The following is a 13,383-nucleotide window of genomic DNA, read 5'->3' as shown; positions in this document are numbered from 1 at the left end:
GACGAGTAAAGAGAATGAGCAAGAAACGATCGACCAAACCGCCGGCCGCTGTCAAAACATCTAATGCCAAACGGCAGACGGCCCAACAACGCCTGGAACTCGATCACGCGGGTCAAATTGCCGCCATTCAACGCTCGCAAGCGGTGATCGAGTTTGAATTGGACGGCACGATCATTCACGCCAACCAGAACTTTCTGAAATGCGTGGGCTACGCGCTCGACGAAATCAAAGGGAGGCGGCACAGCGAATTTGTCGATGAGGCGACCCGCAATAGCGAACAGTATCGCGATTTCTGGCAGCGCTTGAATCGCGGCGAGGACATCACCGGCGATTTTCGTCGCATCGCCAAGTGTGGACGCGAGATCTATATTCACGGCGTGTACAGCCCGATCCTCGATCGCGACGGAAAGCCCTTCAAGATCATCAAGTTCGCTACCGACGTGACCGAAACCCTCCTGCGGAACGCCGACAATGAAGGCCAGGTGGCAGCGATTGGCCGTGTCCAGGCGGTTGTGGAGTTCGGATTGGACGGCGTCATCACCAATGCCAACCAGAACTTTCTGCAGGCAATGGGTTATCGGCTCGACGAGATCATAGGAAAACATCACAGCCTGTTTGTCGATTCAACCCATTCCAGCAGTGCCGCCTATCGACAATTCTGGCTCGACCTGGCGGCTGGCCGTCAGCAGACTGGGCGGTTTCGGCGGCTGGGCAAAGACGGCAAGGAAGTTTGGATCGAAGGGTCGTACTTTCCGATTCTGGACTATGCCGGCCGTCCCTTCAAAGTGGTGAAGTATGCCACCGATATTACGCAGCTCAAGCAAGTCGAATCGTCGTTGGGAAATACGGTTCATTCACTTTCTAGCGCCGCTCAAGAGTTAACGTCCGTCAGCCAACTGATGGCGGCCAATTCAGAAGAGACGGCGTCGCAAGCAAGCGTCGTGTCGGCCGCCGCCGAACAGGTAAGCCGCAATATCGGCACCGTTGCCAGCGCCACGGAGGAGATGGGAGCGAGCATTCGGGAAATTGCCAAGAGCGCCAACGAAGCTGCCCGCGTCGCGACCTCTGCTGTCAAAGTGGCCGAGAAGACCAACGCTACGGTCTCGAAATTGGGGGCCAGCAGCGCCGAAATTGGCAATGTGATCAAGGTCATCACGTCGATTGCCCAGCAGACGAACTTGTTGGCGCTGAACGCCACCATCGAAGCCGCCCGCGCCGGTGAAGCGGGGAAGGGTTTTGCCGTGGTTGCCAACGAAGTGAAAGAACTCGCCAAGCAAACCGCCAAGGCCACGGAGGACATTAGCCGCAAGATCGAAGCGATCCAATCGGACACAAAGGGAGCGGTGGACGCGATCGCTCAGATAGGCACCATCATCAGCCACATCAACGACATTCAAAGCACCATTGCCAGCGCCGTCGAAGAACAAACAGCGACGACGGCTGAAATTGCTCGCAATGTGAATGAAGCGGCCCTCGGCAGCCGCGAGATCGCGCAAAATGTAACCGGGGTCGCCCAAGCCGCGCGCAGCACAACTAGCGGCGCAGCAAATACGAAGGCATCGGCCGACGAATTGGCGCGCATGGCGGTCGAGCTACAACATCTGGTGACAAAGTTGCAGGGCTGAGCGGTCAATGGGCGATAGCCACGAGGAACAGGATTCATGGAGAAGATTCGCGTCCTCGTCGTTGACGATTCTTTCGTTGTCCGACGAATCGTCACGGAAGAGCTGACCTCACAATCCAACATCGAAGTAGCCGGCACGGCTGCGACGGGCAAGCTCGCGCTCGACCAGATGAAGATGCTCAATCCCGACCTCGTGATTCTCGATATCGAGATGCCCGAGATGGATGGCCTCAAGACTGCGGCGGATTCCGGAACTCGGAACGATGATGCACCCCGTCGGCCCGGAGCATTTCGGCGTCAACGATCGCTCCTTGCTCGCCGTGCTCAATCCAGAGCGACTGCGTCGGGTCCTGACAAGGATGCTCGACGAGAACGAGTTCTTCGGGCCTTACGGCATCCGCTCAATCTCGAAATTCCACGAGCAAAATCCCTACGTCTACCACCTGAATGGTCAAGAGTACCGAGTGGACTACTTGCCGGCCGAATCGAATACTGGGATGTTCGGCGGCAACTCCAACTGGCGCGGTCCGGTATGGATGCCAGTCAACGCCATGATCATCCGCGCCTTGCTGCAGTACTATCTGTACTACGGTGACAACTTCAAGATTGAATGCCCCACCGGTTCCGGCAACACGCTGAACCTGTTCGAGGTGAGCAAGGAGCTTTCGGACCGGCTTACTCGAATCTTTTTGCGCGACGAACATGGCCGCCGTCCGGTGAATGGCGGGACGGAGAAATTCCAGTCTGACACTCAGTGGCAGGATTGCCTGCAGTTCTTCGAATACTTTCACGCCGATAACGGTGCAGGGTTAGGCGCAAGTCATCAGACCGGCTGGACGGGATTGGTGGCGAAGTTCATCCAGCTCTACGGCTCTTTGGACGCGGAACGGGGCTTGGCAGCGGGCAAGATGTCTGCCTTTCACAAAGTGGGAGCGAAACCCTAGGCCTTGAGTAAACTGCACAAAGCGATCAGGAGTAAACTTCACAAATCTCCGCTTAACGGGACTTTTCGATTGCCAGTCGAGCCCGAGATTCAGGGCGCGGCTTCATGCTCGCATGGTAGTCGTATCCCCGATTCAGAATGCGCACGACTTCCTCGCTAGTTTGCTGTGCGCGATGCACGTGTGCATGTGTCGCGTTGAAGGCCAGCACGCTTTTACAACCAGGATGGGAAGCACTACGCACCGACACGACTCCGTCGGAGGGGCCGTCGAGCGACAATGGATGAGAGCACCCGATGATGCTGTGCACCTTAATGCCAGCTTTCAGCTTCATTTTCCGCATGACGTCTAGAAGTGGCGATTGAGGAGAGAGCACGTCGATGCTCGTTGGCATGCGCGCTTCAATCAATGGGTTAAAAGTCTGAGGATTGTCGCGAATCATTTGTTCGTGCATCGCCGCCTGTGCGGGTGATGGTTCCACCAGCATGGCCGCTCCACGTCCAATCAGTCCGCTCGACGACAACGACCCCGCGTGAGGCGATGCGATAAAAATCACGCGATCGACATGAGGGGAAGGATCGAAATAGCAGTTCTCGGCTAGGAACGCCCGCGCTTCCTCTGTCGTTACGATTGTCTCCAGAGGACGATTGGCAAGTTTGTTCCAGATCAAATCCTCCGAGTGAGTTATCTGCAGTTTGGCGACGAGCCCGCCCATGCTATGCCCGATCAGCACCATGTTTCTCAAAGCAGGATCGCTTTGTTCAGGGTCGAGTGCCGCCACGACGGCTCGCAGTTCCGCTTGCAAGATCGTTGCGGACTGAAGAAATCCCTGGCCGGTGGGATAGCGAAAAACCCAGAGCTGGTGACGATCTAAAAAACCGGGAACAGCGCGCAAGTCATTGATCATATCCGCCCCGCTTTGCGGATCGGAAAACAGCCCGTGAATCAAAACCACCGGGATCTTTCCAGCCTGATTGGGTTCGAGCAAATTGAGCCGGGCTCGCGACGCCGCTCCACTTGGTTCGACAAAGCCGGCAAAATAGGAGCGCGGCGCATTTTCCAAAGTGACGGCGATAGTCCGGAGATTGTTTTGTGGGCGCCGCGGATCATGAGCACTTCACCGTTGGCGGCGCGACGAGGCCGAGCGGTGCGAATCAGGCCCTGCCCTACTAACTTGCGGCCATGCACGCCGAGACGGATGGATTCTGAATGAAGCTATCCATTGCCAAGCGGCTAAGCACGAAAAGGCATTTGCCCTTCCCTAATGCCAATTGAAAGAAGTTGCGTATCGCGCCGGCGACATGACCATGACGCCGATAGGAACCACAATCACTTTCCGAACTGCATCGCAAGACTATTCTAGGACTTGTGACTTATCAGTAAAGGCGACGAAAAACCAGTAGCTCGCTCGGATATCGCGGCTTGCCGATCAATGCGAATCGGTAGCTCAGTTGTCATCCAAGGACATCAGCATTTCCTCTCTGCTGGGATCAAGATGGAACCGAGAGACCAAGACAGAACCGACACTGCCGCGCGGGTTCGCGCACAAAATGAACTCACGTCGCCGGGAAGAGGAGCGGCAAAGCTCTTTCCGGCGGGACCCCCAGCAGGTAGGGATCGTTCATCGCGCTCATCCGACTCAGGATGGATCTCACCTTTTGGCGGTTCGACTGGGACGTGAGGTCCCCGCAGAAAACGACATACAGTTTCGCCAGACCGTGTTGACGCGAGTCCTGCATTTGCACGATGGTCGTGCCCGTGAACGTTTTTTCTTCGATGTCGAAGTTACTTTTTAACTGAATCCCGTGCTTGGTTCCGTCCCGCCACTCAATCAAAAGGTCGCAGCCGCGATCCTGCAGCGACTGCAAAATCGTCATTCGCGGCCTGTCGGGAAGCTGCTTATCAAGAATGGTTTGCAGTCGCTCTACCAGCGCGTCGTGGGCCTGCCCGCGGAAGCGTGCGGTGAGCGCGATCGCGCACGCGTCCGAGGGCCAGAGGAGGTCCTCTAGGACTTTCGATTTCTCGCCCGCCTGCGAGTCGGATGCCTTGAGCGCTGTACCCAGCTTCCTCAGCTCGCCGTCCAGCCAAGTTATCAACCACTCTGCCTCGGATTCAGCGTCTTCATCGTCGGAGCGCGTCAGTTCCAGGAATTTTCGCCAGTGTCCCGCCACCTGGCGCGGTAGCGTCCCGCCGAAAAAGACTTGCAGCGCGGCGATCGCTCCATGCAATCGATGCCCTTTGGGCACTCGTTCCAGCAGATACCCGGATTCGCTGGGAGAGTTGAGGCTATTCCAAATCTCTAGTTCGTGGCGTACCGCTTTCAAAGCTGCCGCCAACTGCGCCGACCGATGCCTTTCGAGAAAGTCACGCAGCGCCCGCACGACCGGTTTCAGTAGCTCTTCGATCTGTGCGACGGTGCCTAGATCGAGGGTCCGGTTCAGCACGCTCGCCAGGGTTTGGGCCAACGCCGCCGGAAGTTCGCTCAGCTCTTGGGCGCGACGTTTTGCCTCGCTCCACTTCACTCCCTGGCGCAACTGGTTTTCGATACTCGCATGCGTGTACTTTCCGGCGCGCAGCGCATCGGCCTGTTCGCGGATCTCCAGATAGACGAATTCCAGAAAGCGAACGTGTCCCTCGGCCGTATTGGGAAAGCGGTTGATGAGTGTGAAATCCTCAGTGTCCGCCGCCCGTTCTATTTCCAGAAGCGCAAAAGGATCTTCCGTCGACGAGGCTTGGGCAATCCCATGCAGGGCCCTCAAACCACGCTCAGCAACCGTGTTCAGGTCGGGAAAGAATTCCATGTACGAGGTGAACTGTGGCGGACCAGGATTTGTCACCCCGAGGACGACGCCAATGGGCCGTCCCGTCCAGCTGGCCGGGGCTTGTTGCGGTAGGATGGCTGCGCGCATCCTCTTGGCGATACGAGCAGCATCATTGAGTTGCTCGACGACTTGCTCCAAACCGAGGGGCGGATACTGCATCGCGGCTCTTAGCTGAAGCAGCGAATTCCACATCTGATCGAACATCGGCTTATGCCGTTCCCAAGCCGACGCGTCATAATAGAAAGCGCGCGAGCGTGATTCTTCGCAGAAATCCGCGCCGAGTCTCCCGGCGGCGACGAAGACCTGGCGGGCTTGTTCTTGGACTTGGTCCATCTCTGACTTCGACACGCTGCACTCCTTGACCAACGATTGCCACGTTCCATTTGGCGTCCCAAGCGATGTGGCGCAACTGCCGGTCAGACCGTACGAGGCAGTGCTGATCACTATTCTACCGTCAGTGCGTTCACTCGCATTGTCGCCAGATTGCAAATCTGCCGAAACCGTATTTGTTACGGCGTGAGCCCGCCTGCGAGGACTGCTGCCAAGCACTACGGAACCGTCCAGTCCCACGGCCGATGCCGGACGGCTCCGCTTCAACGCAGAATCCGATAATTCCGTTCATTGCAGTCGCAACAGTGGAAACCAAAAATAGAGCAGCTATGATACTCGGCGAGTCGCCTGCCAAATGCAATTGAGCCTAACGCCGTTATGAACGCAGCTTGCCCATTCTGTCGGCAACTCCTCAGTTTGCGAACCGAGCACATTGGCACATCGCTGCAGTGCCCGAATTGCCATGGAACGTTTTCGGTCTCATCATCTCCAACTCCCGGACCAAGCGACGACGACGGGTTGGGACAAGAAGATATCCACCCTGGTTTGCTCTTTGCACTATTGGTTGCTGGGCACATAACGGCGGCAATCATTCTCACGATTGCTTTCGGCGCTTGCCTCAGTATGTTTTTGGTTGCTGCGGCAGTTTTAATCGAACTCGGCGTTTGGCAATGGCGCAAATTAGGACCGCAAATCGGTGAGGCGGTTAAGTATCACAGTGAGCGTAGCCTTAACCTTGCCCGGTTCCAAGAATTCCTGGGAAACGATTCGCCAAAAATTGCGGACTCTGATTCTGCGACGAGCCCCGTGTCGTCTTCAGCTCCGATTCAGTCTAAAGAAACTAATTCTGCTCCGAAGTTGCAAACGGTGGAGTCAACGAAAGCAGCAACCCCACCTCCGCATGGCGCAGTTGCAAGCGAAGCCGTTGTGGTCCCGCTGAAGTCACGAGAGAGTACGACTGTCCAGTCGATTCCGCAGAAACCAGGATTTTCCCTATCCAACTTTTTCATTTCTCCAGTATCGCGCCGGGGCGGACATACTCTCAATGAGCAAGGCGCCAACCTCCGACCAGGCGCCGGTGACTTTTTCGGCCGAGGCACAACCCTCAATTTGGGTCGGTTCGCGCTTAGCGAGCCGTTGGTTTACGTCACAGCAGGCCTGCCTTCATTCAAGGCCCCCGACGCTTCACTAATCGACGGTTCACTGCCGATCGCTCCACCCGGCGCAAATCCCAAGGACCGCCTTCCTTACTGGCCCAGTTATGCAGAAGCCACATCCCAGCAACGCGCAAAATACCTGGACTGGCTTGCGGGAGGACGACGCGATCCAGCGATTGAACTCGGCTACGTTTTCATTTACTTCTACGGGCTGGAGCGACGCGTACTGATTGATGGGGCGGATCATCTGCCAATCATCGAAGAAGTTCTGCGACTGCGAACGATTTATCGCGACTCTCGCTCGTTCGATCGATATTCTGCGTCACTTTTGTGGATCACTGTTGCGTTGGCAGGCCGGCTTGGCGGGCTCACCGATCAGCTATTCCGTTCAGCAATCTCGTCGACTTCGAAGTGGGACGAACAGCTGCTCGCGCAATGCCTGGCCTATTTTCAGGAGAGGTCTTTGCCATTGCCGGTGGATGTCGCCTTCCTCGCGGCGCAGCTTGATCCTCGAACTCCGTCTAGCGTTGTCGTCCGGCGTCAAGAAACTCGCTTCAAGGAGTTATTTGCGAAGCGATATTACGATCGATTTGGAAATGGAGTGTTGCTCAAATCGGCGAAGCGCAGCCGCCCCGTGCACTACCACGCGGCCAGTGCGACGCTGAATCAATCGCAATTGGCAGGTCAATTCTCCCGCTCCTTACTAGAACTCCCTGACGTGCTGGGAATCTCGTCACAGTTCAAACCCCTTTTGGAGATTTGGGAACAATGCATCGAAGAATTGCGCGCTTTCGACAAAGTTAGCCGCACCGGGAAGGGACCTCTCAGCGCCGATGCCTTTGAGGCGCTGCCAAGCGAACTTCGCATCGGGGAGCATCCCGAAACGGATCAGTGGATTCAGCTCTGGGCCGATCGATCCAGCTCGAACGGTCTGCCCGTTGTTCCAGTTGCAGCACTGGCCGCCTTGAAAGGATTCGAGCAACGCACAACATTGCTCAAATCGCAGTGCGACAGATTGCTGTCGACCGCGGACTGCCTCGCGATTGGGGTTGAACCCGACGCGCGGTTGACGGGAAAAAACTATCGCTGGGACGACAATGTTGTACTTTTCGAGCGGGAGTCAGTCGAGCGATCAAATGCCGCAACCTATCAGGCGGCGGCCCTATTGCTCGAACTAGGCGTGCATATCGCGGCCGCAGACGACAAAGTGGATGAGGAAGAGTTGGCGATTATCGCCAAGCAACTTGAAGACCAGTTCACTTTGACCGCGGATGAGGTGAAACGTTTTCAATGCCGACGACAGTTGCTTTGCCTAAATCCGCCCAAGGAGGCTCGAGTCTCCGCTGCGATCCGCAAAAAGCTAGGGAAGCAGCAGCGCAGACTAATTGGTGAATTCTTGGTTGGCATTGCGGCTGCCGATCAGGTGATCACCTCTGGGGAAATGGCGTCACTGAGGCGACTTTATTCGCAGCTGGAACTTGACGCAGCTGACCTGGACAAGTTGCTTGCTCCCCTCGCAACAGCAAAGCCGATCGAAGCTCCGAAGCAAACCGTAGTTGCCAAACCCGAGGAATTTCGCCTCGATCTGCGTGCTGTGTCTAGAATTATGGATGAGACAAAGGAAGTTGCCCGAATCTTGCAGGATGCGATGGATGTCGAAGACGAACCAGAAATCTCGTCGGCGCCGCTCGCTTCGACATTGACGCTATCGACCGCTACACTGAGGCCTGCTAGCGAATCGACCGCAGTCATTGATCGGGCTGCGATTCTAAATGCGGAGCACTCGGCTGACGCAAGCCTGGACATTCGCTATCAGCCGTTCTTCCGCGCCCTCCTCACGAAGCCAGCATGGACAATCACAGAGGCTCGCGAACTTGCCAAGTCGCACCATGTAATGCTGAACGGGGCGATCGAGTCAATCAATGAATGGTCTCAAGAGCAATTTGGCGACTGGTTGATTGAAGAAGGAGATCAGCTCGTCATTCATTCCCACATCCTGCGCAAGTGAACCCAATGTCGAAGATTCCGGTTCGGGAACGCACTGCCATCCTTCAGTCGCTGAAAGCCGGCGTTGTGCCGGCAATCGGCCTCCCCCACATCCAAGTTGGCAGAAAGGAGGAAGTTGAGGCGCTGGTTAAGGATCTGCAAATCGTGGAGGAAGGCAGCTCGACCGTACGATTCATCGTTGGGCGTTTTGGGAGTGGCAAGACATTCTTTCTGAACCTCATTCGTAATGTAGCACTGCAGCGCAAATTTATCGTTTTGCAGGCAGACATTACTACCGACCGACGACTGTATGGCACCGGAGGCGAGGGTCGGGCGCTCTATGCTGAATTGATGCGCAACCTTGCTACCCGCGCGAAGCCCGAGGGCGGAGCACTTCACAGCTGTGTGGAGCGATGGATCGGCGAAATCGACCACGAAGTGAAAACTGGCGGCGGTGACGCGGAGGACACTCGCCTTCAAATCACAAAGCAACTGCGTGGCCTGCAAGACCTAGTCGCTGGATTTGACTTTGCTACCGTAATGACAAAGTACTACGACGCGTATCAAAGCCACAACGAAGACCTGCAGGACAAAGCGCTTCGCTGGTTTCGGGGCGAGTATGCCACGAAGACAGAAGCCCGCGAAGCCCTTGGCGTACGCACGATTATCGACGACAGCAACGGCTACGACTACTTGAAGCTGTGGGCCGCCTTCGCGCGGCTCGCCGGCTACAAGGGACTGCTGGTCAACATCGATGAACTTGTGGTGCTGACACATCGGCTCACAAATACGATCGCGCGCAACAAGAATCTCGAGGCGATTTTGCGGATCATCAACGATTGCCTCCAAGGGCGCGCCGAAGGACTTTGCTTTTTGCTGGCGGGAACGGACGAGTGTGTCGAAGACAAACGTCGCGGGCTCTACAGTTACGAGGCACTGCAAACTCGGCTTGCACCAAATCGCTTCGCATCGGAGGATCGCAGGGATTTCTCCACCCCAATCATCAAACTGCAGAATCTGAGTCCCGAAGACTGCTTCGTGTTGTTGAGCAATGTTCGAAGTGTTTTTGCTGGGGGTGATCCGACCAAGCACTTGATTTCTGACGAGGGAATCATCAGCTACCTCCAGGACTGTCAGCAGCGGATGGGCGCCGCGTACTTTCAGACGCCACGCCAGACTGTGCGAGACTTTGTAAACCTTTTGGGGATTCTCGAGCAGAACACTTCGACAAAGTGGCAAGAATTGCTTCGATCCAAGGAGTTCGTCTCACCTACAGATCCCCATAGCATACAGGGCAAATCTGAAACGTCGGAAACCGATCTCAGCGAGTTCAGTCTCTGATGAGCGCGTTCGAACTCTTGGCGCGACCGATCCAGAATTCCCTTTGGGACCTGGGTTGGCAAAGCCTGCGGCCGATTCAAGTTGAATCCATTCAGCAGATTCTGCAGACCGATCAGCACCTCTTGATTTCCGCTCGTACCGCGTCCGGTAAAACGGAAGCAGCATTTCTGCCCATTCTTTCGGACCTCGTCCTAAACCAGCCGAGTTCAATCGGCGCGGTCTATGTTGGGCCGCTCAAGGCGCTTATCAACGATCAATTTCGGCGGCTCGATGCGCTCTGTGAGCGGGCGGAGATTCCGGTTCATCGTTGGCACGGAGATGTCGGCGCAGGAAAGAAGGCCAAATTAACTGCAGATCCGCGTGGTGTGCTTCTCATCACGCCGGAATCGATTGAGTCGCTCTTTGTGAATCGCTCACAGTTTCTAAGTTCCATGTTTCAGGGACTGCGATACGTCGTTATTGATGAAATCCACGCGTTGATCGGCCGCGAGCGCGGTTTGCAGCTCAGAAGTCTGCTGTGCCGATTGCGGCGCTACACCCATACGAGTTTCCGAATTGTCGGTTTGTCAGCGACAGTTGGCGACGCGATTGAAACCTACAAGCAGTGGATTGCTCCCGACAAGCCATCGTCGGTCGCACAAATAGTCGACTCAAATGAGAAAAAGCGGGTCCTGTTTGGCATCCAGACGTTTTTGAACGATGAAGACCGAGCTGAAAAGACGCTCGATGCGCCTGGCGACGATCAAGGATTCGCCCAGATCCCGGCGTCATTGCTGGCGAACATTGATCAGCACTTCGCGGGGCGAAAGAACCTGATTTTCTGTAATCGGCGGGAACAAGTTGAACAGTTCGCAGATGAACTCAACTCCATCTGCCAGCGATCGGGCCGCATTCAAGAGTACTGGGTGCATCACGGTTCCGTGAGCCGTGAGATTCGTGAGGACACCGAACTGGCAATGAGGGGTAGTCTTCCCGCTACAACGCTTTGCTCATCTACGTTGGAACTTGGTATTGATATTGGCAACGTCACGACTGTCGGCCAGATCGGACCGACTTGGTCAGTGAACTCGCTAGTGCAGAGACTCGGAAGGAGCGGACGTCGGGACGACGAGCCCCATTGCATGCGAGTCATGTTGACAGAACGGCGGGCCAGTGCAAAAGCACACTTGGTGGACCGATTGCACGCTTCGCTGCTGCAGGCGATCGCAACTGCCGAGCTCATGCGCGAACGCTGGGTTGAGCCGCCGACAATCGCTTCAATGGATCTTAGCACGCTGACGCAACAGATATTGAGCTGTTTGACTGAAACTGGTGGGTCCCGCGCCGAAGAGTTGTTTCAGCGGCTGGTAAGCGAGGGTGCCTTCCGAAAACTAGACGCCAAGTTATTTGCCCAAGTACTTCGCGCGCTCGGCAGATCTCAGCTTATCGAACAGACTCCCGACAAGACGTTGATCCTGGCCCCGGATGGCGAGCGGGTCGTTCATGACTTCGACTTCTACAGTGCCTTTGAAACCGGCCTCGAGTTCTCAGTGCGCCATGATGACCGCCTGATCGGAACGCTGCCGGCGATGTTGCTTCCGACGGAGGGCGATCACTTGCTTCTGGGTGGAAGACGGTGGCAAGTCGATGCGATCGACACCAAGCGTGTCGAAATTCTGGTGCGCCCGGCGCATGGCAGAAAACCGCCTCGGTTTTTGGGAGGCGGAGGCCAAGTACATCAGCGGGTTCGGGAAAAGATGCGGGAAATCTTGTTTGGGTCTTCGCAGTATAACTATGTGGACCAAACATCTGCGCAATTGCTCGAAGAGGCCCGGATCACTGCGAGCGAGGCACGGATTGGTACAAAGTGTTTTATTGAAACTGCTGACAACTCGTTGCTTTGGTTCACTTGGGTCGGTTCTACAACACAAAATACCTTGCGGTGGATTCTCGAAGGCCTCAACCTCAAAGTAATCGACCATGACGTCGCGCTCGAAATTCCGCTTTCGCAGCAAACATTCCTGAAAGTTCTGACGCAACTGAAGTGTGCCACCCTCTCGTCGCTTGATATCGCGAAATCCTCGAAGATTCGCGAGCTACGAAAATTTGATCGGTTCTTGGACGAATCTCTGCTGGTTAAGGCGCTCGCCGCTGACCATATCGATATTGACGAGGCAACGAGTCAAGTCCTTGCAGCCGTCAGCGAACTCGAATCGCTGGGATTCCAGAGTTCGAGTCACCTCGATCTGGCTCCAGGACAACTCGCGGCAATTCAAGACGATAGCGATGAAGAAGCTGAATTCGTCACCGAACCGGTCCAGCTGCCATTTCCCGCAGAAACTCCTCTGTCGACTTTTGACTTTATCGTGTTCGATCTAGAAACGACTGGACTGCACCCTGCTGTGAGCAAAGTGCTGGAGATCGCCGCAATTCGGTTTAGGATCGATGGAACTGAATCCGCGCGATTTCACTGTCTTGTCAATCCAGAGTGCGACATTCCCGAGCAAGCAACCGCGGTTCATGGCATAACATCAGAGCACGTTGGAGACGCACCGGTTCTGGAAAGCGTATTGCCCCAGCTTGCTCAGTTCCTTTCGTGCCCTTCCGCATTTCTCTTCGCCCACAACGCACCCTTCGACCTTGGTTTTCTTGCGTTGGCAATGGATACCCACTGCGTAGAAAAGCCCACCCCGCCAATATTTGACTCGTTACAATTGGCGCGAGGAATGTTGCCCGGCATTGCAAACGGTCGCCTTGAATCAGTGGCGAGAGAACTGGGAGTTCTTGTTTGCGACCGACACCGCGCAATGGCCGATGCTGAGGTCTTGAAAGGCGTGATCCTTGGGTTGCTCGGCAAACTTCGGGTTGTCGGAGATTTGCTGGAATTCGTAGTTCCGCGGCATTTTTCCGATGTCGATTACCGTGTTGCAAGTTTGCCCGAAGGATTCCAAGCCTTAACTTCGGCTATCGAAGACAAGCACCCAGTGATCATGGTCTACGCTGGAAAAGTTCGGTCCCAATCAGTTCTAACTGTCACGCCGCTCGCATTAGTCCAATATCACAAGCGCCAATACCTTCGGGCGTTTTCTCACACGGCTCAGCAAGTGAGGACCTATCGGCTTGATCGAATCAAGACGTTACGCATTACTTAGTCGACGCTACTTCTCACTTTGCCGTTGGGTCGGCCACGGCAATTATTCGGG

7 protein-coding genes and 1 pseudogene are annotated in these 13,383 nt (G+C 55.6%); 6 read left to right on the top strand and 2 right to left on the bottom strand.

Annotated elements, in window-relative coordinates:
• Positions 1-14 precede the first annotated feature (14 nt).
• From M9Q49_RS07890 to M9Q49_RS07880, 3 genes and pseudogenes are all read left to right on the top strand, one after another.
• The gene (locus tag M9Q49_RS07890; RefSeq protein WP_254508171.1) at positions 15-1,625 is read left to right on the top strand and encodes a methyl-accepting chemotaxis protein; all 1,611 of its coding nucleotides are present in this window, start codon (positions 15-17) and stop codon (positions 1,623-1,625) included.
• 36 nt (positions 1,626-1,661) lie between these two features.
• Positions 1,662-1,856: pseudogene (locus M9Q49_RS07885) on the top strand (response regulator); the annotation flags it as partial.
• Between the two features lie 31 nt (positions 1,857-1,887).
• Positions 1,888-2,568 (top strand): MGH1-like glycoside hydrolase domain-containing protein, encoded by a 681-nt coding sequence (locus M9Q49_RS07880; protein WP_254508170.1) that lies wholly within the window; start codon positions 1,888-1,890, stop codon positions 2,566-2,568.
• A gap of 52 nt (positions 2,569-2,620) precedes the next feature.
• Here M9Q49_RS07880 and M9Q49_RS07875 read toward each other — a convergent pair whose 3' ends face one another.
• Together M9Q49_RS07875 and M9Q49_RS07870 are read right to left on the bottom strand one after the other, a co-directional pair.
• Positions 2,621-3,553, bottom strand: a complete 933-nt coding sequence (locus M9Q49_RS07875; protein WP_254508169.1) for an esterase/lipase family protein — start codon at positions 3,551-3,553, stop codon at positions 2,621-2,623.
• A 568-nt stretch (positions 3,554-4,121) separates the two neighbouring features.
• Positions 4,122-5,735 carry a hypothetical protein gene (locus tag M9Q49_RS07870; protein ID WP_254508168.1) on the bottom strand — a complete coding sequence of 538 codons (1,614 nt, stop codon included), beginning with the start codon at positions 5,733-5,735 and terminating at the stop codon, positions 4,122-4,124.
• Positions 5,736-6,236: 501 nt separating this feature from the next.
• On the opposite strand from M9Q49_RS07870, the gene M9Q49_RS07865 reads away from it, so the two are divergent.
• The 3 genes from M9Q49_RS07865 to M9Q49_RS07855 are packed head-to-tail and all read left to right on the top strand — an operon-like array spanning position 6,237 to position 13,332.
• Positions 6,237-8,882 carry a tellurite resistance TerB family protein gene (locus M9Q49_RS07865; protein WP_254508167.1) on the top strand — a complete coding sequence of 882 codons (2,646 nt, stop codon included), beginning with the start codon at positions 6,237-6,239 and terminating at the stop codon, positions 8,880-8,882.
• 5 nt (positions 8,883-8,887) lie between these two features.
• Positions 8,888-10,201: an ATP-binding protein gene (locus M9Q49_RS07860; RefSeq protein WP_254508166.1), complete on the top strand. Its 1,314-nt coding sequence runs from the start codon at positions 8,888-8,890 to the stop codon at positions 10,199-10,201.
• The gene (locus tag M9Q49_RS07855) at positions 10,201-13,332 is read left to right on the top strand and encodes a DEAD/DEAH box helicase (RefSeq protein WP_254508165.1); all 3,132 of its coding nucleotides are present in this window, start codon (positions 10,201-10,203) and stop codon (positions 13,330-13,332) included. The genes M9Q49_RS07860 and M9Q49_RS07855 overlap by 1 nt, the downstream gene beginning before the upstream one ends.
• Positions 13,333-13,383 lie beyond the last annotated feature (51 nt).

It is taken from the genome of Anatilimnocola floriformis (assembly GCF_024256385.1).
Taxonomy (GTDB): domain Bacteria; phylum Planctomycetota; class Planctomycetia; order Pirellulales; family Pirellulaceae; genus Anatilimnocola; species Anatilimnocola floriformis.
This window is presented reverse-complemented; position numbering and strand designations above follow the sequence as displayed.